The organism is Vibrio paucivorans, assembly GCF_054053395.1.
Genome location: NZ_CM133230.1, coordinates 1,822,032 through 1,845,589, shown reverse-complemented (window position 1 = coordinate 1,845,589; position 23,558 = coordinate 1,822,032). Strand labels below are relative to the sequence as shown.

The 23,558-nt window shown below is 44.8% G+C and carries 18 protein-coding genes and 3 pseudogenes; 15 read left to right on the top strand and 6 right to left on the bottom strand.

Annotated elements, in window-relative coordinates:
- The first annotated feature begins 34 nt into the window (after window positions 1-34).
- Window positions 35-661, top strand: a complete 627-nt coding sequence (locus ACXABW_RS08475) for a LysE family translocator (protein WP_252027337.1) — start codon at window positions 35-37, stop codon at window positions 659-661.
- A gap of 94 nt (window positions 662-755) precedes the next feature.
- Window positions 756-1,001: a hypothetical protein gene (locus ACXABW_RS08470; protein WP_457522162.1), complete on the top strand. Its 246-nt coding sequence runs from the start codon at window positions 756-758 to the stop codon at window positions 999-1,001.
- A gap of 4 nt (window positions 1,002-1,005) precedes the next feature.
- Here the strand turns inward: ACXABW_RS08470 and ACXABW_RS08465 are convergent, their stop codons facing one another.
- Window positions 1,006-1,482 (bottom strand): MarR family winged helix-turn-helix transcriptional regulator, encoded by a 477-nt coding sequence (locus tag ACXABW_RS08465; protein ID WP_252027335.1) that lies wholly within the window; start codon window positions 1,480-1,482, stop codon window positions 1,006-1,008.
- A gap of 386 nt (window positions 1,483-1,868) precedes the next feature.
- On the opposite strand from ACXABW_RS08465, the gene ACXABW_RS08460 reads away from it, so the two are divergent.
- A complete protein-coding gene (locus tag ACXABW_RS08460; protein ID WP_457522160.1) occupies window positions 1,869-3,440 on the top strand; it encodes a BCCT family transporter in 1,572 nt (523 codons plus the stop codon).
- Between the two features lie 73 nt (window positions 3,441-3,513).
- On the opposite strand, the gene ACXABW_RS08455 is transcribed toward ACXABW_RS08460, so the two are convergent.
- Window positions 3,514-4,227 carry a 3'-5' exonuclease gene (locus tag ACXABW_RS08455; protein WP_252027332.1) on the bottom strand — a complete coding sequence of 238 codons (714 nt, stop codon included), beginning with the start codon at window positions 4,225-4,227 and terminating at the stop codon, window positions 3,514-3,516.
- Window positions 4,228-4,235: 8 nt separating this feature from the next.
- On the bottom strand, window positions 4,236-6,122 hold the full coding sequence (locus tag ACXABW_RS08450) for a DUF294 nucleotidyltransferase-like domain-containing protein (RefSeq protein ID WP_457522159.1): 1,887 nt from the start codon (window positions 6,120-6,122) through the stop codon (window positions 4,236-4,238).
- A gap of 202 nt (window positions 6,123-6,324) precedes the next feature.
- On the opposite strand from ACXABW_RS08450, the pseudogene ACXABW_RS08445 reads away from it, so the two are divergent.
- Together ACXABW_RS08445 and ACXABW_RS08440 are read left to right on the top strand one after the other, a co-directional pair.
- Window positions 6,325-7,092 (top strand): annotated as a pseudogene (locus ACXABW_RS08445) (cache domain-containing protein); the annotation flags it as partial.
- Window positions 7,093-8,262 (top strand): annotated as a pseudogene (locus ACXABW_RS08440) (methyl-accepting chemotaxis protein); the annotation flags it as partial.
- 68 nt (window positions 8,263-8,330) lie between these two features.
- On the opposite strand, the gene ACXABW_RS08435 reads toward ACXABW_RS08440, so the two are convergent.
- Window positions 8,331-9,434: a phosphoribosylaminoimidazolesuccinocarboxamide synthase gene (locus tag ACXABW_RS08435; RefSeq protein WP_457522157.1), complete on the bottom strand. Its 1,104-nt coding sequence runs from the start codon at window positions 9,432-9,434 to the stop codon at window positions 8,331-8,333.
- Between the two features lie 574 nt (window positions 9,435-10,008).
- On the opposite strand from ACXABW_RS08435, the gene ACXABW_RS08430 reads away from it, so the two are divergent.
- The 10 genes and pseudogenes from ACXABW_RS08430 to ACXABW_RS08385 all read left to right on the top strand — a co-directional run bounded on the left by ACXABW_RS08430 (window position 10,009) and on the right by ACXABW_RS08385 (window position 20,984).
- Window positions 10,009-11,103 carry a TRAP transporter substrate-binding protein gene (locus ACXABW_RS08430; protein ID WP_457522156.1) on the top strand — a complete coding sequence of 365 codons (1,095 nt, stop codon included), beginning with the start codon at window positions 10,009-10,011 and terminating at the stop codon, window positions 11,101-11,103.
- 154 nt (window positions 11,104-11,257) lie between these two features.
- Complete coding sequence (locus tag ACXABW_RS08425) at window positions 11,258-11,797, top strand: TRAP transporter small permease subunit (protein WP_265687675.1); 540 nt, start codon at window positions 11,258-11,260, stop codon at window positions 11,795-11,797.
- 13 nt (window positions 11,798-11,810) lie between these two features.
- On the top strand, window positions 11,811-13,094 hold the full coding sequence (locus tag ACXABW_RS08420; protein ID WP_265687677.1) for a TRAP transporter large permease: 1,284 nt from the start codon (window positions 11,811-11,813) through the stop codon (window positions 13,092-13,094).
- 98 nt (window positions 13,095-13,192) lie between these two features.
- The gene (locus tag ACXABW_RS08415) at window positions 13,193-14,551 is read left to right on the top strand and encodes a cache domain-containing protein (protein WP_252027323.1); all 1,359 of its coding nucleotides are present in this window, start codon (window positions 13,193-13,195) and stop codon (window positions 14,549-14,551) included.
- Complete coding sequence (locus tag ACXABW_RS08410; RefSeq protein WP_252027322.1) at window positions 14,544-15,182, top strand: response regulator; 639 nt, start codon at window positions 14,544-14,546, stop codon at window positions 15,180-15,182. The genes ACXABW_RS08415 and ACXABW_RS08410 overlap by 8 nt, the downstream gene beginning before the upstream one ends.
- A gap of 76 nt (window positions 15,183-15,258) precedes the next feature.
- Entirely contained in the window at window positions 15,259-16,503 is a 1,245-nt protein-coding gene (locus ACXABW_RS08405; protein ID WP_457522154.1) for an HD-GYP domain-containing protein, read from the top strand.
- 209 nt (window positions 16,504-16,712) lie between these two features.
- On the top strand, window positions 16,713-17,474 hold the full coding sequence (locus tag ACXABW_RS08400) for a TerC family protein (protein WP_457522152.1): 762 nt from the start codon (window positions 16,713-16,715) through the stop codon (window positions 17,472-17,474).
- 309 nt (window positions 17,475-17,783) lie between these two features.
- Entirely contained in the window at window positions 17,784-18,770 is a 987-nt protein-coding gene (locus tag ACXABW_RS08395) for an ABC transporter substrate-binding protein (RefSeq protein WP_457522150.1), read from the top strand.
- Between the two features lie 121 nt (window positions 18,771-18,891).
- Window positions 18,892-19,791, top strand: a complete 900-nt coding sequence (locus ACXABW_RS08390; RefSeq protein WP_252027317.1) for an ABC transporter permease — start codon at window positions 18,892-18,894, stop codon at window positions 19,789-19,791.
- Window positions 19,784-20,984 (top strand): annotated as a pseudogene (locus tag ACXABW_RS08385) (quaternary amine ABC transporter ATP-binding protein). The gene ACXABW_RS08390 and the pseudogene ACXABW_RS08385 overlap by 8 nt, the downstream one beginning before the upstream one ends.
- Window positions 20,985-21,065: 81 nt before the next feature.
- Here ACXABW_RS08385 and ACXABW_RS08380 read toward each other — a convergent pair.
- Together ACXABW_RS08380 and ACXABW_RS08375 are read right to left on the bottom strand one after the other, a co-directional pair.
- On the bottom strand, window positions 21,066-21,767 hold the full coding sequence (locus ACXABW_RS08380) for a hypothetical protein (protein WP_457522148.1): 702 nt from the start codon (window positions 21,765-21,767) through the stop codon (window positions 21,066-21,068).
- Window positions 21,746-23,515, bottom strand: coding sequence for an ABC transporter substrate-binding protein (locus tag ACXABW_RS08375; RefSeq protein WP_457522147.1), 1,770 nt, complete (start codon window positions 23,513-23,515; stop codon window positions 21,746-21,748). Before ACXABW_RS08375 ends, ACXABW_RS08380 begins: the two co-directional genes overlap by 22 nt.
- Window positions 23,516-23,558 lie beyond the last annotated feature (43 nt).

Here is a 23,558-nt window from a genome sequence, read left to right as displayed (position 1 = left end):
TATTCGGATGAATTTCACTTCAAAGGAGTTGAGTGTGAATTTAGAAACATGGATTGTTTATTTTTTTGCTGTACTGATTTTAACTGCGTCGCCAGGCCCAAGCTCGTTACTGTGTATGACTAAGGGTGTAACTACGGGCTTTAAAGGTGCGTTGTTTACTGCGTTGGGGAGCCTAACCGCAATTACGGGTGTTTTAACACTATCGTTCACTGGCTTAGGCGTCATTATCGCTTCGTCTGAACTGGTGTTTAACATTATTAAGTGGTGTGGCGCGGCCTACTTAGCCTATTTGGGATACAAAGCCCTTACGTCGAAAGAGCAAAACTATGAAATGAGTGAGGCTCTTGTCGTCCCAACCAGTGCCGTTAAGCACTATGTGAGCGGGTTTATTGTCGGAGCAAGCAACCCCAAAGCGATTCTTTTCTTTACCGCACTGTTTCCACAGTTCATTGATGCACAAGCTGCTTTGCTTCCTCAGTATTCCATTTTCACTATTACCTTTATGGTGATGGAACTAAGTTGGCTATTAATCTATGGCTATTTAGGGACTAAATCCTCTAATTGGATTTTTGCTAAAGGTCGAGCTCAAATGTTCAACCGTTTGACGGGTGGCGTATTTATCGGAGCGGGGGCTTTGTTAGCGACAACGAGTCGCGCTTAAGCGAGAAGTTTCTAGCTTCTCAATATTGAACCCGTTGATATGGTAGGTTTACTTCATAAATGACAGGAGGTGGTTTAGGGGTTATGACACACCGATGGCGATTTCTACGTATCTGGCCATTTTGTTGGCGATGCTTTTTTCCTACCCGTTTGTCGTTGTTGGCATTTCAATAGCGGTGTTTGGAGAACAGAAGAGGACAAAGTTTACATCAAGGTTTAATCTCATCTTCGTTGTGGTTGCAATGGTTATGCTGGTGCTTCACTTACAAACCGAGGTTTATTACGGCAAGGAGTTACTTGATATGTATTACGTTAATAATCCAGACAAGATCCCAAACTAAACATCTATTCTGCTTTGGTAATACTACCTAGCTCGAGCACCGGTGCCACATCGATATCCTCGGCGTTCATCATTGACGATATACGCTGAACAGAGGAGAGCAGTAGGCTTTGCTCCCATTCCTCCATCGCTTGGAACTTGTTAATGAAGCTGTCTTGAAGTGGACGCGGAGCCGACTTAATACGCTCGGTGCCTTTTTCAGTTAAATAGGCATGAACTTTACGCTTATCGGTATTACTTCTTACACGCTGAACATAACCATTTCGCTCCAGCCTATCTAAGATAGTTGTAGCTGTCGCTTGGCTCATATTCGTGTGGTTTGAAAGCTGACGAATGGTGACTTCTCCTAACTCTTGAATCGAGCGCATCAAAATCAACTGTGGGCCAGTAAGGCCGGATTCTTTGCTCAGCTTTTTAGAGTGGAGATCTATCGCTCTTATAATTTGTCGTATTGATACCAATACTTCTTCGTGTTTTTCCAATGAAGTTACCCAGTAAGCGTTAAATAACAGGCGAGTTTTGGCGAAAATACATCAAATTCATCGTGTTGAAAAGTTCTATCTATAAGTAGTTAGATGTATAGGTTGGAATACCGGTCAATGGTCGATAGAGGTCAAAGTTTAGAGCTCTAATGATAGGTGATTTTTTAGTTGAACAGATTGTATGAAAACTCAGCATTTGAATGGATAGTGTGTATGAAAGTGGTTAAAAAATAGGACATTACTGGATTGTTGAAAGGATTGGCGTAGAATGTTCTGTAGAAACTTCGTTTTAACCACTGTTATGAGTACGAAATATTCACTAGGAGTTCTTCCTGCACTTCGTTGTGCTCATAACTTTCGTTAAAGAAACAATTGAGAGAGGAACAATGACAAAGGGTATTGATAAGTACAGTATCGACAGTACCGACTACACAGTGGGTCAGGATAATGTACAAAAATGGGGCTTTGATGTTCACAACCCAGTATTTGGCGTGAGCGCTGGATTAATCGCACTATTTCTACTAGCTACATTAGTGACAGATGCTGAATCAGCTAAAGCCGTACTCGATGGAATTAAGCTGAAAATCATCGGAACGTTTGACTGGCTATTCATCTGGTCAGGCAACATTTTCGTAATTTTCTGTTTGGCGCTTATCGTTTCACCATATGGAAAGATCCGCTTGGGTGGCCAAGATGCGACCGCGGACTATTCATACGTATCTTGGTTCGCGATGCTGTTTGCGGCCGGTATGGGTATCGGCTTGATGTTCTGGAGCGTCGCAGAGCCTGTCGCATATTTCACTGGCTGGTTTGAAACGCCACTGGCCGTTGAACCGAACACACCGGAAGCCGCTAAGTTAGCCTTGGGTGCGACTATGTATCACTGGGGTCTTCATCCGTGGGCAATTTATGGCGTTGTGGCATTGTCATTAGCATTCTTTGCTTACAATAAGGGCTTACCGCTTTCTATTCGTTCGATCTTTTACCCAATTCTTGGTGATCGTGCTTGGGGTTGGGCTGGTCACATTGTTGATATTCTAGCAGTACTAGCAACGCTATTTGGCCTAGCGACATCATTAGGTTTGGGGGCGCAGCAAGCCGCAAGTGGTATTCACCACGTGTTCGGAATTGATGCGGGCATGGGGCTGCAAATTGTTGTGATTTCGGTAGTGACGCTCTTAGCGGTTGTATCTGTACTACGTGGCATTGACGGTGGTGTGAAAGTCATCAGTAACATCAACATGATCATTGCGTTCTTGCTGCTGATTCTAGTGGGCTTAATTGGTTGGGCGGTATCGCTGGGTTCTATTCCTACAACGTTAATGGCCTACATTGAAAACTTCATCCCATTAAGTAATCCACATGGCCGACCAGATGAGACATGGTTCCAAGGTTGGACGGTATTCTACTGGGCATGGTGGGTATCTTGGTCACCATTTGTCGGTATGTTTATCGCTCGCGTATCTAAAGGTCGCACTGTTCGTGAGTTCTTAACAGCAGTACTACTTGTACCAACGGCTGTAACAGTTATTTGGATGTCAGTATTTGGTGGCATGGCAATTGATCAAGTTATCAATAACGTTGGTCAACTTGGTTCTGAAGGCTTGACTGACGTATCGTTGGCGATGTTCCAAATGTTTGATGTATTGCCATTTGGTTCAGTGCTTTCAATCATTGCGGTTCTACTGGTACTAGTGTTCTTTATTACCTCATCAGACTCTGGTTCTTTGGTTATCGATAGTATTACTGCCGGTGGTAAGGTAGATGCGCCAGTTGTTCAGCGTGTATTTTGGGCATTTATGGAAGGAGCTATTGCTGTAGCGCTTCTTTGGATTGGTGGCACTGAAGCGGTTCAGGCTCTACAAGCAGGTGCAATATCGACAGCACTGCCGTTTACACTGATCTTGTTGCTGATGTGTGTGAGCCTACTTAAAGGTATGCGGACTGAAAAATACTAGGTATTTAGAAAACGAAAAAGGAGCCGAAAGGCTCCTTTTTTACATGTGTGCTTGGAGTTTTCTCTAGTCTTGGCTACAGCCAAAAATCTCTTACCGCTTGCTTGGTATCGTAGTGATACGCTATTTGAGCCTGCAGTAATTCGGCCGTCGCGATGGCGTCGGTTAGAGCATGGTGAGGTGTGTAGGCGGGTAAGTTGTACCTTAGCCGGCTTTTTCCTAAACGCACAGACTGTGGTTTGATACCTTTCAATCTGTTCCAAAAACCACCCGCCCATTTGGCCTGAATGGCTGTTTCGATTTGCATGGTATCGACGACGGGAAACTCGATTCCTTCATCAAAGCGCGTTCTTAGCGCACGATCCAAAAACTCGCGCTCAATTCTTCGATAGTGAACAACCAAAATGTGTCCCTGAATGGCTTCTAGCACTTCCTCGATAATTTCTGACAGATCAGGAGCGTCGAGCACATCATTGTGAGTAATACCATGAATAACAACAGACTCTTCTTTAAGTTGTTTCCTCGGTCGTACTGTCCAATGTTTCGCGCGATTGATAAACACTCGGTTCAACGTGAAAGGAACAAGGCCAATAGTGATAATGTCGTCTTTCTTTGGATCCAGTCCCGTTGTCTCAAAATCCAGTGCAATGAACTCAATCTCATCCATTGGCGTATCTGCATTAGGAAGAGTCTGCTGGTAGAACGATTTCAAAGCTGGATGCTGCGCTAATTGAAGGCGCTGTGCAAATTTACTCGGCCAATCGATAGTCGGTGTTTTCAACAATTTCATGCTGGCACCTACTTAAAGTTATTACTTGCTTGGTAGCGGAACTTGAGGAAATTCTGCGCGTTACTTAGGATTTGGAACGCGTCTTTCAAGTTACGTCTTTCAAAATCAGACAGGTTTTCTGGCTCGATATTGTTGTCCGGTTCAATGTTCTGTTCGACATCTAATGCTTGATGACGGATGCGTACCATTGAAATGAACTCCATGGCATCTTTTAAATCTTGAGCTCGCCCTTTTGGCAGTATTCCCGCATCTATAATGTCGTCTAGCCGCTCGAAAGAGTTTCTAGAGCGTGAGCCAACAGCAAGCGCGTGAACACGTATCAGATCGGCTAATGGCGCAGTACCTCGGCGCTTTAGGTTGATTGAGTTGTTATGACGCCCATCTTTCTCCATCACGAAGTCTTTAAAAAAGCCAAGTGGTGGCGTTCGATTCAGTGCGTTACGTGCTAAACAAGCTAGGAAACGATTGTTTTTACGAGCGCGTCTGACGATAAAGCCATTAAGTTGCTCAGCCCATTTTAAACGCCCATAAACACCATCTAAATCGAAAAAGATTGAGGCGTTAAGTAGAGCTTTAGGGTTCGGGTCATCAATCCAATCAGCAAAGCACTCTTCCCATTCTCGACGGGTCATTCGCCAATCAGGGTTGGTTGCCATGATGTCGCCCGTGCAGTAGGTATAGCCGCAGCGGTCGAGTCCATCACAAACAAACTTAGACAGATCCGCGAAGTATTTATCGTGCTTCTCTTTATTAAAGCTGTCGTCGAGGATAATCGCATTATCTTGGTCGGTTACGATCAGTTGCTCGTCACGGCCCATGGAACCTAACGCTAGAAAACAGTACGGGACGGGAGGAGCACCTAGGCTCTCTTCTGCAAGTTCGATAATTCGCTGTTTAAAGCTGCGTCCAATCACTGACATCGCGGTACCCACCATATGTGAGTTTGCGTCTTCATTGACTAAACGAACAAAAGAATCTTTGACTTGCTCCGCTAGGCTGGCGAGATCTTCAATGCTCTGTTGCTGGAATATACTGCTCACTAGTAACAGAGAGTTTTGAGATTCATAGCGAACAATATCTGTCGCTTCGATGATCCCAATAGGGTGCTTACCTTTGATGACTGGAAGGTGGTGGACGTTATAGCGCAGCATGGTCAGCATTGCTTCATACACATAAGCGTTATGGTCAAGCGAGATAACATCAGTGGTCATCACGCTTGTTACGTCGTCACTTGGATCAAGGCCTTCAGCCAGTACACGGGTACATAAGTCTCTATCGGTAATGATACCGAGAACAGGGCTAGCGTCTTCATCTTCTTCGCTAATGTTAGGGTTTACAATCAGCAGAGAAGAGACATTTTCTTCAGCCATTTTAACGGCGGCTTGTTGAATGGTTTCTGTACCCGCGATTGTGGGTGCTTCGGAGGTAAGTAGCGTACGTACCTTGGAAGTGGTGAGGTCGTTTTGCTCATTCGTACTGGATACGGCTTGGCGTAAACGCGCGTTGTCTTCCACTTCTACGAAGTCGGCAAAGCTGTCATGGTTATCGTACAGCTCTTGGAACGTTGCTTCTGGAATACAGTAGAGCAGAGTATCTTCAATTGCTTTAGCTGGAAATCTCACCTTGTTATTGGTAAGTAAGCCCATTTGGCCGAACAACGCTCCTTCGTCAAGGCGGTTATAAAGCTCACCTTTACGTCTATACACTTCAACGATGCCACTGCGAACAATGTAGAGGTCGTGAATGTTGTCACCGAAGTGAATAATCGGCGTATCTTGACGATAGTAGGATATTTCAACATTACGAGTGGCAAGCTCTAACGCATCTTCTGGTAGCTCATCGAAGGGAGGGTGTTGTGATAGAAAGTTCTGTATTTCAAGCAGCTCGGCTTCCATTTAGGACTCCATATCCATTGTTTTTTACATAGTACACCAATCTCAATCTAATGGATAAATATTGGAAAAAATGCGCTAGCAATTCGTTAGAGAAGTGCCGATACATTTTTGTCGACCGTCAATTATTAGTCAGGGTATTTTTCTTTTATTACATAACCTTAGCACAGATCTCATCAACCAAACTTTCTCGGTGCAAGACAACATGAATGTGGTTAATATCTGCGCTTTCAATGTTCCGGATTTTATAAGAATGATGATGAAACTTACCTTAAAACAAAAATTGATAGGGGCGAGTCTGTCCGCCGTGGTGGTCATGGCTACGATATTGACTTGGTTGTCTGCCGATCAACTATATGAGCAAACACAAAGTAGTGTTCAATCACGAGCGGTAAGTATAGCGACGACTGCTACGGCAGGAATCTCTGACTGGGTAAACATACGCAAAGATATTGCCACTGCATTTAACGACTATAGCCAACAATCAGATGTGGTTCCCTTTTTACAACAAGCCCGTAAAGCGGGTGGATTCGACGACATTTTTCTGGGCACACCTGAAGGCGCTATGTACCGCTCACACCCGGAACGCAACCGTGCTGATTATGATCCTAGACAGCGTCCTTGGTATATCGATGCTGAGAAAGCGGGTGAGCAAATCATTACCAAAGCATACCAGGGGGCTAGTACTGGTGCATTAATGATCACTATTGCGGAACCTATCCAAAATAAAGGTCGATTTGTGGGTGTTGTAGGTGCTGATGTATTGATTGAGCAGGTTATCGAAGATGTGATCAACCTAGACGTTGGAAAAAATGCCAACGCAATGTTGCTGGATATTCAAGATGGTACTTTTATTGCTCATCAAAATAAGGAGCTAATTCTCAAGCCAGCAACGTCATTATCTACCTCTCTTAGTATCGATAGTATTCAAGCATTTTCGGAATCGGGTCATATGCTTAACTTGGATCTAAACGGCGATACTAAGTTGTTCTATTTTGAAAAAGTACCAGGTACAAGCTGGGTATTTGCAATCGAAATGGATCAAGCGACAGAAGAAGCGGGTCACGCTGAACTTCTTACCGACCTTATTATTACTGCTGTTGTCATCACTCTTATCGTGATTGCCGTAGTGTCACTTTTGGTTAACTACCTATTCCAAGATCTAGCTCGTGTATCCAAAGCGCTTGAAGAAATCGCATCAGGTGAAGGCGACTTAACGCAGCGATTAGAGCCGCGCAGCAATGATGAGGTTGGTCAATTGGCGACAAACTTCAATGTGTTCGTGGGCAATATGCACACCATGGTCAGCAAATTAGGTGAAGTTTCGGCTTCTCTTTCTGCTCAGGCGAAGCAGACAGCGTCTAATGCTGAGGAGCGAAGCGCGCGTATTCGGCAGCAACAAGATGAAATCAATATGGTGGCAACCGCAATTAACGAGATGGCGGCAGCTACTCAAGAAATTGCAGGTAACGCTGATCATACTGCGCAAAACTCTGGGGAAGCAGTTACAGCTTGTCAGCATGGTGCAGCGCAAGTGACACAAACGCAGGGTTCTATTCAGAATCTAGAGCAAGAAGTGCAAGTTGCAACAGGTGTTATCCAAGAGCTGGAAGCTCACGGTAATAGCATCAGCACTATCCTTTCAACTATTCAAGACATTGCTGAGCAAACCAACTTACTTGCATTGAATGCTGCGATTGAAGCCGCTCGAGCTGGTGAGCAGGGCCGAGGTTTCGCGGTGGTGGCAGATGAAGTACGTGTTCTAAGTCAACGCACACACGCGTCGACCAAAGAGATTCAAAACATGATTGAAACTCTGCAGGGTACAACGGGTAAAGCTGTGGGTATTATGGACGACAGCTGTCAGCTTGCGGGGCAGACTGTTGATGATGCAAATAGCGCAGCGGCAAGCCTGATCCAGATTCAAACAGTTGTTGAGCGTATTAGTGATATGGCGACACAAATTGCCTCAGCAGCGGAGGAGCAAGCGTCTGTGACTTCTGAAATCACTCGCAATACCGTGGGCATTCGTGATGTATCGAATGAATTGGCTGACGAAGCTCATGAAGCGGCTGACCAAGCCTCTCAGCTTTCGGTTCTATCGCACGAACTCGAACAAGAAATTAGCCGCTTTAAACTGTAAGACATAAAAGCGACCAACGAAAAACGCCAGCATTACGCTGGCGTTTTTATGACGAATGGAAGTCGAGGTTAATCAATTAGACCATATTGGCTGCTCAAGATATCGATGATCTCTTGCTTAGGATTATCGCTAAGAACAACTGGCTGACCAGTAATGGTTTCTGCGATGCTTGTGTAGGTCTTAGAAATATCCATTAGCGCATCTAGTGGCAACACGCTGTCGCGCGCTAGTGCTTCACGTTCAGGCATACGCTCTTTATTGAGCAAGATATCTGGATCAGGGAAATGGTTCAGTAGGAATTGGCGGAACCCTTCTTTTGAGTTTTCTACGATGTTTCCTGAATTGTATTCCTTGGTATCCCAAATACGTGAAGAATCCGGCGTACCGACTTCATCCATGTAGATCAGTTTTTCATTACCTGCGGCATCTGTTACGTAGCCAAATTCAAATTTGGTGTCGACGAACGTCTGTTCAACACGCGCTAATGCTTCGCTAATGACGCCAAAACCTTCTTTTAATAGCGTTTCATAGACGTTTATGTCGTCTGCTTTGGTGAAATTAAACGCTGCGAAGTTCTCTTCGATATTCTTACGAGTGATGTTCACGTCATCTGCTTCAGGCACACCAGGAATACCTTTTAGAATACCTTTGGTTGATGGAGTAATAAGAAGTTCTGGTAACTGTTTGTCTTTCTCTAGGCCTTCTGGCATTTCAATACCACAGAACTCTCGCTCGCCTTTTTCATACGCGCGCCACATTGAGCCTGTAATATACTTGCGACAAATCGCTTCAATCATGACAGGTTTGGCTTTTTGAACGATCCATACGAACGGGTGAGGGATGTCTAGGATATGGCTGTCTGCCAAACCGTTTTCTTTGAACAGTTTAAACCAGTGATTCGAAATAGCATTGAGCGCTGCACCTTTACCGGGTACGCCTTTCAGTCCGCCTTCACCGTGCCAAATACAGTCAAATGCCGAAATTCGGTCACTAATAACCATAATCGCTAGCGGTGCATCTGGAGATACATCGTAGCCTTTTTCTTTGATGAGGCGCTGGCTATCTTCTTCAGTCAACCAGTAAACAGAGCGTACTTTACCACTGTGTACTGGCTTATTTGTGCGGATTGGAAGGTCGTCGTTGACGGCTAAAACTTGATCTGCAAGGCTCATTAGACATTCCTATTTTGTAAAACGTCAAACAGAGAGTACCTCTAGTACACGGCTAAATTGATGCGACTAGAGCTCGAATATGTGGGCATCATACCAGAACTTTTTCCCGCTTCCACATAAAAAGCAAACGTTTGCTTTGTTTCGGGGAATATTCGTAAATTAGAGCGTAAATACACTGTAGAGCCACTTCAATGTGCGTCTGTGCAAAGCCTGTCAGCGATTCTTTAACCAACAATTACATACTTTGCTTAATCGTTACCACAGCATTCAATTTGGTGCTTCGTCACATTTATGAAATCTATTATTAATAACTTGGTGAATAGTAACCCGTACGTACCTTTGTTGTTTTCCACTAGAGTTTAGAAAACATAACTTAATGAATAATAATGACTAAATCTAATATATCTACTTAGTCCTACGTAGTTATACGTAAAACTTAAGTGTGAACAAAGAATAGGGTAGGTAAATTTCTGCGTGTTCACGCTGATTTTCAAACATAGAAAACTCGCACATCTTTGTCTTGGAACATCGGTGCCATTTGATAACGGCATGAATCAAACAAAGGACGTGAACAATGAGTCTTATTCAAAACTCGCTAAAAAGAGTCATGAAAACAACGGCTGTCGTCGCGGCAGCTTGCTTTACTATGCTGGCGACTTCGGCTACAGCTGCTGATAAAGTCTATCGACTAAAACTTGCTGAAACGTGGGGACCAAACTTCCCTGTGTTTGGTGATGCGACAAAAAATATGGCCGCAATGGCAGAAAAAATGTCGAATGGTCGCCTACAAATTCGTATCGACTCAGCCAATAAACACAAGGCGCCACTTGGTGTGTTTGATATGGTTAAATCGGGCCAGTACGACATGGGCCACTCTGGTTCTTACTACTGGAAAGGTAAGGTACCTAATACGCTGTACTTTACGTCTATGCCATTTGGTATGACTCCGGCAGAGCAGTATGCATGGTTCTATCATGGTGGTGGTATGGAGTTAATGGAGCAGGTGTATTCTCCACATAACTTGATGTCTTTCCCTGGTGGTAACACTGATATTCAGATGGGCGGTTGGTTCCAAAAAGAAATCAACTCTGTCGACGATCTTAAAGGCTTAAAAATGCGTATTCCGGGCTTTGCTGGAGAAATCCTTGCTGAGCTAGGTGCTAAGCCGACGAACATTGCACCGGGTGAACTATACACTTCTCTAGAGCGCCGCACGATTGATGCATTAGAGTGGGTTGGTCCATCACTCGACTTGCGTATGGGTTTCCACAAAATCGCACCTTACTACTACACAGGTTGGCATGAGCCAGGCTCAGAGCTTCAGTTCTTAGTGAACAAGCGTACGTGGGATCGTCTCCCTGAAGATCTTCAAGAAATCTTACGTGTTGCAATGAGAACAGCAGCGTACGACATGTATACCCAAGCGACGCATGAAAGTGGTAAGAACTGGGCGTCTATGAAGTCTGAGTATCCAGATGTTCAAGTTAAGGACTTCCCACCAGAAGTAATGTCTGCACTTAAAGAAGCCAATGACCGCTTATTAGCTAAGCATGCTGAAAAAGATGAACTGGCGAAAGAGATTCAAAAATCTCAAGCTGACTACCTTAAACAGGTTCGCTCTTGGACGGATATTTCACACCGTGCGTACCTAAACAGCAGTGCTCAATAAAACCACTATTTGTTTAATAAGTACCTATACAACAAAACAATAAAAATTCGGTGAGTAGCGCTCACCGAGAAGCCCAAGAAATCTATTCTAAATAACGTGCAGCGGTCGAGCCAATCGATACGCTGCACACACTTAACGTTCCATGGAGTCGGGAATGAGAAGTCTTATCTATATCGAGCGATTGTTTAACCGAATAGGGGATACCCTAGGATGGTTATCGAGCATCCTATTTATCTTATTACTCGCCAACGTCGTGTATGACGTAGTTATGCGCTATGTATTCAACGACGTGTCGATTGCCTTTCAAGAAATGGAATGGCATTTATTCTCTGCGGTATTTTTGTTGGGAGTTCCTTACGCAATTAAAGCAGGTGGCCATGTTCGAGTGGATATCTTCTATGAGCGTCTTTCTAACAAAGCTCAAGCAGTGATAGATCTACTGGGTACATTAATCTTCCTACTTCCGTTCTGTATGTTAGTCGCTTGGTTTGGTATCGATTTTGCCAAAGACAGTTACTCTTTAGGCGAAACTTCAGGTGACCCTGGTGGTTTACCTTATCGCTGGATTATTAAGGCAATGATTCCACTGTCGTTTTTCTTAATGGCCATCAGTGGTATTGGCTTAATGCTTCATTCTCTGAACAAGATATTTAACCCTCACCTTGTTCACGCTCAGTCCATGGATAAGTCGTAAAAGGAATTCCAAGATGATCGGTATTGTAATGTTTTTTGTAGCCTTGTTTGCGCTACTTCTTGGTTTTCCAGTCGCCTTTACCTTTGGTGGTATCGCACTGATATTTGGTGTGTGGGCAGAAGGCATTGAAATGTTTGCCTTTATGCCTTATCGAATTCAGTCAATCATGGAAAACACCGTATTGATGGCTGTACCGCTATTTGTATTCATGGGCTTAGTACTGCAGAAAACGCGCTTGGCGGAGCAACTTTTAGAGTCGATGGGTAGGCTGTTTGGCGGCGTGCGTGGTGGTATCGCAATTTCAACAGTGCTTGTTGGCGCACTTCTAGCAGCCTCTACAGGGGTGGTAGGCGCATCGGTTGTTGCGATGGGACTCATTTCGTTGCCTGTGATGCTTAAGTACAACTACGACAAGGGCCTTGCTTGCGGCACTATCTGTGCGTCTGGCACTTTAGGACAAATTATCCCACCTTCTATCGTTCTCATTTTACTGGGTGATGTACTTGGTGTACCGGTCGGTGATCTGTTCGCTGCAGCCGTATGGCCTGGACTGATGCTGGTGGGCGCCTATGTCGTATACATATTGATTTACGCTAAGCTAAACCCGCAGGCAGCACAACCGATCGAACGCGATGAATCAATCAGCCGTAAAGAAGAGGTCATCACTGCGCTTAAAGCCGTTATTCCACCTCTTGCGTTAATTGTTGTGGTATTGGGTTCTATCTTTGCTGGTGTCGCTACGCCAACGGAATCTGCTGCGCTAGGTGGTGCTGGTGCAATCGTATTGTCATTGATGTACCGCCAGTTTAGCTGGTCGATGGTCTACGCGGCTTCGAAAGAAACTGTAAAAGTAACGGCTATGGTTTTCGCGATTTTACTTGGTGCGACGGCATTCTCGATGGCATTTACTTACACTGGCGGTGATTACTTAGTCGAAGAGTGGATGCTACAACTTCCGGGCGAAAAGTGGGGCTTTTTGATCATTACGATGTTGGTGATACTCATTCTTGGGTTCTTCATCGATTTCGTAGAGATTTGTTTCATTATCGTTCCGATTATTGCGCCAGTGGCTGAGTTGATGGGCATCAATATGACGTGGTTTGCTATTCTCATTGCGATGAACCTGCAAACGTCTTTCTTGACCCCACCATTTGGCTTTAGCCTGTTTTACTTAAAAGGTGTTGCACCAAAAGGGGTGACTACCCAAGATATTTATCGAGGTGTCATGCCATTCATTGCGATCCAAATCTTTGTTCTGATTTCGATTCTCGTCTTCCCTGAGTTCTACGGAATGTAATTATTGTGATCTTCTGGATTCATTGAAGCGCAATGAGTTGATACAGTGAAACAGCTTACTTGATGTTGAGTAAGCTGTTTTTGTATTGAGGAAACGGAATGCCTCTAAAAGCCAAACTGATACTGCTGACCCTGCTGCCACTACTGATTGTTACAATCAGCATCAGTTGGATCTCCATTTATCAAGCGAAAACTCTCGGCCAAAAAGAAGTCGAGATTTTTCGGGATAACCTCATTAAATCTCGAGAGTCGGCACTTAAGGACAGCGTTGATCTAGCGTTTGATGCGATTTCTTATGTCTACAACGATCCCGATGCGTTAGAAGCAGAAGCTAAGGCGGAAGTTAAAGCTATTTTGACTCGACTGCGTTATGGCTCTGATGGTTACTTTTTTGCTTACGATGAAACTGGGACAAATTTGGTTCACCCAATCTTGCCTGAACTCGTTGGGCAGAACCTGCTGCACATTCAAGATGAAGAAGGAGACTTCTTGATCGAGCAGTTATTACATCAGGCGAAAACGGGGGGAGGGTTTCATCAATATTTGTGGCAAAAACCCTCAACTGGCGAGACTGTACCCAAACTCAGCTACGCGGCTTGGTTAGAAAAATGGGACTGGATGATTGGAACTGGTCTATATATTGAAGATGTCAGCTTAGAAGTCGCCAATATGCAGGCGGCGATCAACAACAACATAGAGACAACATTCTTTTCTATTGTGGTGATTTTAGTGGTGACTGTTGCTGTCATCATCGTACTGACATTAGCAATTAATCTGCATGAACACAGAGTCGCGGACAAAAACCTTAAAGAGCTGGCGCATAAAACAGTGATGTTTCAAGAAGACGAAAAGAAACATTTAGCGCGTGAGTTGCACGACGGCATTAATCAGTTGCTCGTGTCGAGCAAGTGTCACCTAGAGCTGCTTGGGCATAAACTAGAAGATGATGCCCTTAAAGTTCATTTAGATAAATCTCAGCATTCGTTAATGACGGCTATTAATGAAGTTCGCCACATTTCTCATCAACTAAGGCCAAGTGCGTTAGATGATATCGGCCTCGAGGCTGCACTCACGACATTGCTACAGGATTTTCGTTCGCACTCAGGAATAGAAATTGAAACCTTATTTGATACGCAAAAAGGGAAGCTAAAATCAGAAGCGGCCACTACGCTTTATCGAGTAGCTCAAGAATCATTGAACAACATCGAAAAGCACGCGCATGCGAATAAAGTCACGATTATCTTACAGCAGATGGGTAATATGCTGCAGTTGATGATTCGAGATGATGGAGTAGGGTTTAAGGCTAGAGGCTCACAAGGTGGTAGACAAGGTATTGGGCTGCGTAACATGCGTGAGCGCGTAGAGTTTATCGGTGGAGATTTTGAACTCATGAGTGAGCCTGGATTTGGCACAGAGATAATAGTATTACTTAATTTAGATGGACTCGTTTATGGATAAACCAATTAGTGTGGTAATTGTCGATGACCACCAAGTTGTATTGGATGGATTTATCGCTCGTCTGGAGCTTGAGCCAGAAATAGAGGTTGTCGGAACAGCCAGTAATGGCATGGAAGCGATCGATGTGGTTAACGAGTTAACACCAGATGTGATTTTAATGGATGTCAGTATGCCACTGATGAATGGCATAGACGCGACCCGATTAATCAGAGAAGAGCACCCTGAAGCTAAAGTATTGATGCTGACCATGCACGATAATCGTGAATACATTATGAAAGTCATGCAGGCTGGTGCAGTGGGCTACATGCTAAAAGAGATATGTTCACGCAGAATGGTTCAAGCAATAAAAACAGTGAATCAAGGCTCGACTTATTTTTGTGAATCCGTCACGCAAACGCTGTTTAACCAAGAAGTGGTGCCGGCTGCACAGAAACCTAACCCATTAAGTCGCAGAGAAGAAGCGGTACTTAAGCTGGTAGCGGAGGGGAACAGCAGCAAGAAAATCGCGACTTTACTCAACATTAGCTACCGAACTGTTGAAACTCATAGGCAGAACATTAAACACAAGCTGGATCTACACTCGACGGCGGAGCTGGCCAAGTTTGCTTTAGATAAAGGGCTAATCAATTAAAATATTTGAGGTGCATTCAGGATTTCATTCAGTATAATGATAATTGTATTAACAAATAATGTAGTTTTTATTAACCATGCAGTTCAATGTTGAAGACTCCATCAAGTTATCTATTCAAAACCTAGAAATAGGGATGTTTGTTACTGGTATTGAGGATAACAAGCGAGTCAACCTAGCCAACGCTGGGCGAGTATCAAATCAGAAAGCAGTGAATCAGCTAATTGATAATGGCGTTAAATTCGCATGGGTTGACGTCAGCCTCTCTGCGGCAGGTTGTAAATTCGTGCCTGTAGCGGAGGAAGAGTCTGAACAAAGTGAACAAGAACATGGCATAACTGCGGGTTCTAGCAGTGTTCCTAGTTCTACTGACGTCCTTAAAAAGCCTAAAAGCTACAGTCGCGATAATCACCAAAAGAAAGCCAAAAAGTTAATCACTGAAGCGCGAAGCCTCGCTCAAAAACTGATGAATATGACTTTCAGTGGCAAAGTCATTGAAGTGGATATTATTGAAGATTGGGCGGACGACATGATTGAGTCCGTGCTGATTGATCCTGATGCTCTGCAGTGTGTTTCAGCACTACGTAAAAAAGATGCCTATTTACTGGAACATTCAGTGAATGTTGCCTGTTTGTTGGTGACGTTTGGTCGTTTTCTCGGTATGGAAAAAGAAACGCTGAAGCAGATGGCGATTGGCGGCATTATTCATGATGTTGGTAAAATTAAAGTCGATGACAAGGTACTGCATAAGCCAGGTAAGCTGACCCCAGAAGAGTTTGAGCATATGAAGCTTCACCAGGTGTACGCAGAAGCCATCATCGAAAATGTAAATGGGTTAAGCCAAGTCAGTCGAGATGTCTGTCTGATGCACCATGAGAAACTGGATGGCAACGGTTATCCTCTGGGCCTTACTGCTGAGCAAATGCCGGTCCATGGGCGGATGAGTGGTATTGTCGATATATACGATGCTTTAACGGCCGACCGTTGTTATAAAAAAGGCATGAATTCCGCAGAGGCATTCAAGATCATTCTGAGCCTTACGCCTTTCCATCTAGATAAAGACTTGGTGTATAAATTTATCAATTGCATTGGTGTGTACCCTGTAGGCTCTCTAGTTGAGTTAAATGACGGGCGAGTAGGGATAGTTTGGAGTTCTAACGAGAAAGAATCGCTCAAGCCAGAAGTGAAATGCTTTTACTCAAACAAGTTTAAACGCTTTACTGATGTGGCTTTCGTCAATTTGAAAAGTGGCGGTGCTAAGATCGCTAAAGCGATTTCACCCAATTCATTGAGCTTCGATCCTGCTCCATTCTACGAAGTCTAACGCTAATCTATGGCAGTTCAGCTTCCGACATGCACGTCATGAAAACTTGTGAATAGTGCTTACATTTAGATACAAATAGCGCTATTGCTGACTCTGAAAATTAGTGGTTTACTGCAAATCCCTAAGTAACAGAGGTATACACATTAAATGGACGACCCCTTTAGTCGACTGAACACTTCCTTTGGTTCCCATTCTCAGGAGCCGTCATCATGTTAGAACTATTCTTACAGCCTGAAACCTGGGCTATATTCGCCACACTCTTTGCGTTAGAAGTGGTACTCGGTGTAGACAACGTCGTGTTTATTTCCGTGTTGTGCGAACGCTTACCAAAACATCAGAGAAAGCTTGCCCGTAATCTTGGTATTGGCTTGGCCGTTGCCGCACGTATTGGCTTAGTCTTTTCGATCGCCTGGGTAATGTCGCTAACTGCGCCTGTTGTTTCGTTTAGTGCTTTCGAGTTTACTGGCCGCGATGTGATTATGATCGCTGGTGGTGCATTCTTGCTACTCAAAAGCTTGAAAGAGTTGTGGGGGTGGTTGAATCACACTGAAATTAGTCACTCAGCAAAAGTGACATCTGGCATGGCAATTGTACTATTGCAGATTGTCGCTGTGGATGCGGTTTTTTCCATGGACTCAGTCATAACCGCTGTGGGTTTAACGAGTGAAGTTCCAATCATGGTTGCCGCAATTCTGTCTTCTGCTGTAGTCATGGTCTTAACAGCAGAGAAGATCAATAATTTGGTGACTGACTACCCCGGATTCAAAACCTTAGCGCTATTGTTTCTAGTGCTACTCGGTGGATTGCTAATGGCAGAAGGCTTTGCTCTGCATATTAACAAGGGCTACGTCTATTTCGCGATGGCATTTGGATTGGTTCTAGAGCTATGCCACATTCAATTAAGGAAAAAGCAGCAGCTTCAGAGCAAATCGACTCGTACATTTGATTCAGATGCAATAACAGTATCCTAACGATAGAACGTTACAAAAGAAAAGGAGAGCTTAGGCTCTCCTTTTTTGTTTTCCCTGCTCTTAAATCCTTACTAACACTAATGGTTAGAGTTCTAACTATAAAATCCGTGATATGGTGTGCAATACTCTAAATTTGTTAACATAAATAGGCTAATAATCAGCCTGTTATCTACAAATTAAGATAATTTCGTCTATTCTGATTAAATAGTGTGATAAATTACGCACTGGTGCAGTAATTTGCTTGGTTTGAGTTCTAAATTATTGTGCTCGCATGATGCATAAAATAGTTAAAAGAGAGAAGGAAACTCTATGAAGATCAAAATGGCCGTTTTAGCTTTGATGGCTGCGTCTACAACAGTACAAGCCGATGAGTGTGGTACGGTAACCATCGCAGACATGAACTGGAGTTCAGCAAGTCTGATTGCCAATATTGACCGTTTTATCCTTGAACACGGGTATGACTGCGACGCGGAGCTAGTTCCAGGCGACACTATGCCAACAGGCACTTCAATGATCGAAAAAGGCCAACCAGATATCGCCCCTGAACTTTGGAGTAACGCGTTAAAAGATGCGCTTGATAAAGGTGTAGCGGAGAAGCGACTTCGTTATGCAGGGAAGTCACTTGTTAATGGTGGCGAAGAGGGTTTTTGGGTTCCTAAGTATCTTGTTGAGCAGTATCCAGAAATGGCGAAGATCGATGGTGTCATTAAACACGCGGAACTCTTCGAACACCCAGAGAGCAAAGATTCATCAGCGTTTTACAGCTGTCCGGCTGGTTGGAACTGCCAAATCAGTGCCGGAAATCTATTTAGAGCATTGGATTTAGAAAGCGCCGGTTTCGAAATTGTTGACCCAGGCTCAAGTGCTGGCTTGTCAGGTTCGATCGCAAAAGCGTACGAGCGCAAAGAAGCTTGGTTTGGTTACTACTGGGCACCAACAGCCGTGCTTGGTAAGTACGATATGGTGAAAGTAGATTTCGGCAGCGGTGTGAACCTTGAAGAGTTTGTTGGCTGTACCACTCAAGAAGATTGTGCTGATCCTAAAGCAACGATGTACCCACCATCACCAGTTCACACAGTGACAACGGAAGCATTTGCTTCTCGCTCTCCTCAAGCGTACGACTACCTAACGACACGTGGCTTCACTAATGATGAGATGAACCAACTACTTGCTTGGATGGAAGATAACCAAGCAGACGGTGAAGAAGGTATGTACCACTTCCTGAGCGAGTTCCCAGCGGTATGGCAAGGTTGGGTATCGGAAGATGTGGCTAAGAAAGTGCAAAGCGCGCTATAAATAAAGGCCACTATAAAACTGCGGTATAGCAGAACTCAGTTGTAACGGTGTTGGAACACCGTATTAAGTTGTAAACCAAGGCAAGACGTTAGTCTTGCCTTGGGCTAAAAAGGAATTCCCCATGGCTGACAGTAATTGGTTGACCAGCTTCCCCGAAATGGATCGTTCTGATCTAAGAAGTATCCGTAAAACACTCGATGGCGCATACCGAGACTTTTCTCGAGAGTATGGTGATCTGATCGAGTCATTCTTTGACCCACTACTTTCATTTTTGGTGTGGTTTGAAAAACTCTTAATCTCTACTCCATGGTGGCTGGTTCTGGCTATCTGTACCGGTTTGGTTTACGTCGCGAGCCGTTCTTGGAAGTTGGCGGTAGGGTGCTTAGTATCTCTGTTGCTGATTGGCTATTTTGGCATGTGGGAAGACACCATGAGAACGCTCAGTATCATCACTGTGTGTACCATGTTGTCGATATGTTTGGGTATTCCGATCGGTATAGCGATGGCAAGGTCAAACCGCGTTCAATCTGTGGTGACACCTTTGCTTGATGTCATGCAGACCATGCCCGCTTTTGTTTACTTGATACCAGTGGTGATGCTGCTAGGTATTGGTAAGATCCCTGGATTAATTGCGGTGGTTATTTATGCCATCCCACCAGTGATTCGATTAACCAATTTGGGCATTCGACTGGTGGACAAAGAGGTGCTCGAAGCAGCGACTGCGTTTGGCGCAAGTACGCGCCAGCGATTGCTCGGCGTGCAGCTGCCACTTGCGATGCCAACGATCATGGCGGGTATCAACCAAACTATCATGATGGCGCTGTCCATGGTCGTGATTGCGTCTATGATCGGGGTAAAAGGCCTTGGTCAACCGGTGCTCAAATCTATTACTAATCAATACTTTACCTTGGGACTACTGAATGGCTTTGCCATCGTAGCGCTTGCGATTTTGTTCGACCGAGCTTCTCAAGCTTATGCAAAGCGTACTCAGGCACACCTAGGAGATATCAAGCATGACTAAACCACTTATTGAAATCCGTGGCTTATACAAAGTGTTTGGTGACAAACCTAAGTCGGTGATTGATCGCGTCCAAGCAGGCGACAGCAAAGATCAAATCCTTGCTGAAACTGGACATACTGTTGGCCTGAAGGACATCAACCTAAGCATCAATAAGGGCGAAATCTTTGTTGTGATGGGGCTGTCTGGTTCTGGTAAATCGACCTTAATTCGTCACTTTAACCGTTTGATAGACCCAACTCAGGGGCAGATCTTGGTGGAAGGTACCGATGTGATGAAGTTTGGTGTCAAACAGCTGGAAGAGTTCAGACGCCATAAAATGTCGATGGTGTTCCAGCGTTTCGGTTTGATGCCGCATCGTAATGTTATCGACAATGTGGCTTATGGGTTAGAAGTTCAGGGGCTATCAAAGCAAGACCGCTTAAGTAAGGCCAACCAGTGGCTAGAGACAGTTGGGCTAAATGGCTACGGCGAACAGTATCCATCTCAGCTTTCAGGTGGTCAGCAGCAACGTGTTGGCTTAGCGCGTGCCCTTTGTACTGATGCTGAGATCTTGTTGATGGATGAAGCCTTCTCGGCGTTGGACCCATTGATTCGTAGCGAAATGCAAGATCAGTTGATTGAGTTGCAGCAGAAGCTTCACAAGACAATTATCTTTATTACCCATGACTTAGATGAAGCGCTGAGACTGGGCGATCGCATCGCGATATTGAAAGACGGTGAGCTTGTACAACAAGGCACTCCAGACGAAATCCTGCTTCACCCAGCTGATGAATATGTCGAGGCGTTTGTTAAAGATGTGAATCGAGCTCGCGCGTTAACGGTCGAAACCGTTATGCAGCCACCAGCTTATCGGATCACAGCGGAAACGATAGATGAAGCGCTCATTCAGATGAAGAAGCTTAAATTACCACGTAACTGAAGACGGTTATCAGGGCATTGTTACACAGGAGAGCTTGCAAGATGCGTCACTGGATAAGTCAGTGGATGGCTTTAGCGATGATATTTACGAAACCGTTCCTGAGATATCGCCTGATGCTGCCATCGAAACAGTACTCCCAGAAACGATGGCGTGTGACTATTCTCTGCCAGTCGTTGATGAAGAGGGTAATCTAAAAGGCGAACTGGAGCGAAGTGCCGTTGCGGAAATCTTCGTTGATCATGCCGCGGACCCTGAAATAAAAAAGGCGGGGTAGAGCTAGGCTAGGGCTCTTAAACACACTCACGAATATGTATAAATGAAAGGCCACGACTTGCTCGTGGCCTTTTTTATGTTCTCAGCGTAAGGAAATATTGATTTCACCAGCCTTAATCATGTTGTGCACGATTTGTTGAAGCTTGGTGACTTGGGCTGCGGGAACGGACTTGTTACATGCCAAGTATTTTATGTCCGTAAGAAAAATAAATGGTTGATTAGCGAGCTCGATGCCTAACTCATCTGATAATGCGATGGCTGAACGAGTATCCGACAGCCACAAGTCAACGCCATCTCGCCGGAGCATCTTAAGTCCATCAGCGATTTCCTTAGTCATCATTATGTTGAAGCCTTGCTCTTTAAGCTGTTGAGAGATCGCGTAGCCTTCGTAAGCCACAATTTTGTACGGAGCTGCATCTTGGAGAGAAAACAGTTGCGGGGCGTTGTTTTGCTTTTGATAGAGGGCATATTGGCTAATCGCGATGGGGCCAACCCAGTTGAAATCGGCTTCAACCAATTGAGAGCGTGCAACGGGAAAGGAGCACACATTGCTGATCAGGCGAGCTGATTTCATGGCGCGTGGTTCAGGAGAGTGGCCAATAACAAAGTTCACGCTAGCACGTTGAAACATCAAAGTGACCGTGTCATAGGTATCGCCGACATTGGGGTTGGTTTCTTCATTAACCAATGGCGGAGAATAAAACGTAATAAGCCGAATGTTTTCGGCGTAGGCAAAAGAGTGGAATAGAACGAAAACCCCGATCAGTTTTCTGATGTATTCCATACTTCATAAACCTCGGAAAGTGGGAGAGTTGCCCCTTGGGGTTTATCGGTTAACTCAGCCCAAGGAGCTCCCGGCTGGGCTAACCAATAATCTTCAGGCTTTTCTTTATTGAGTTGAGGCCGACAGCGCAGGGAGTTATCGGTCGAAAGGGCCGCTAAGTGTTGATCGAATTTCCCTGATAGTTGGTCGAGGGTCTGGCGAGCGCTGATATCTGTGTAGAGGTAGTCTCCGATGTGTTGCCACCACATTGCTGCCATCACCGAATAGTCAGGGATGTTGACCCCCGATGGCGTCCAGACGTGTTTGGCGTGACTTTGGTAGAACTCGACTAAACCACCTAGCTGGGGTTTAAGCTGGCTAAAGGCTTCTGACTGGATATCGGAATGGCGAATGGGCGTGAAGCCATTTAACAACTTGTCGAAGCTCACCGTCTTCGAAACGGTAAACTGAGCATAAAGCCACGCGGCTTCACGTTGCTTTTCTGGCGTAGAGTGGAGGAAGGTCCATGAGCCTGCGTCTTGATAACCTGATTTCATTCCTGGTTGCCAGTATTTTCCACGTGGCGATGGGGCAAGTCGCCATACCGGCTCTCCGTTTTCATCCACCACTTTAGAATTCTCGCCAAGTAATGTAGGTATAAATGCGCTGTACCAGAAAATTTGCTGTGCGACTTGCCCTTGGGCAAGAAAATCAGCAGTAGTTCTGAAAGTCAGCGTTTTGGATTCAGGTGGCGCGTATTCATTTAGCCAAAACTTATACCTCTCGAGAGCATATACAGCAGCAGGGCTATTAAGGGCTCCACCTCTAGCAACGCTAGAACCTACTGGTATGCAATCTTCCGCCCTTATACCCCAGTCCCCAACGGGGAGGCCACTGGGTAAGCCGACATCATTGACTCCAGCTAAGCTGAGCCAAGAATCTGAAATGCGCCAACCCAAAGAAGGTTCGTACTTGCCGTAATCGAAATGACCCCAAATCCTCGTTCCATCGATGGTTTTGACGTCATGTGTAAAGAAATGCGCGATATCTTCGTAGGCTTTCCAGTTTTGAGGTACTGCTAGTGGGTAACCATATTTTTCTTTGAACTGAGCTTGGAGATCCGGACGGTTGAACCAATCGTGGCGATACCAATACAGGTTGGCGAACTGTTGGTCAGGCAATTGATATAAGGTGCCTTGTGCATCTTTAGCGAATTCAATGCCAATAAAATCGTCGACATCTAATGTCGGAAGGGTGACATGCTTCCACTGTTTATCTATAAACTGAGAGATGGGAATGACTTTTTGGCTGCGAATGTGTGTACCAATAAAGTCGGTATCATTGATATAGCCATCATAGATACTGATGCCTGTTTGCATGTGAAGCTGTAGTCGTTTGACTAAGTCATCTTCACCGACAACTTCGTGGACGACTTGGATTCCCGTTAACTGAGTGAACATACGAGCTAGTTCGGAAGATTCGTATCTGTGGGTTGGAATATCTTCTGATACAACAGTGATCTTAATGCCCTGATAGGGTTGTGCAGCGCTTTGAAACCACTTAAGTTCTCGCTCACGTTCCGCGAGTGGTAAGGTTGATGAAGAAAAATGTTCCGCAAACTGATTAACCAGCGCATCGGCTTCAGGAGTGGCCTCATTTGAGAATACTTGAGGAGAAAAACATAGTAGCGGTAGGCTGAGCAGGAAAGAGGTCACAAAAAGGCGATGGTCTGTTTGGAAGTGTCTGAATTCCTTTGGCTCGTCTGACATCGCACACCTACTCACGTTCGTTTGGGATAGCTAACGTTGAGTG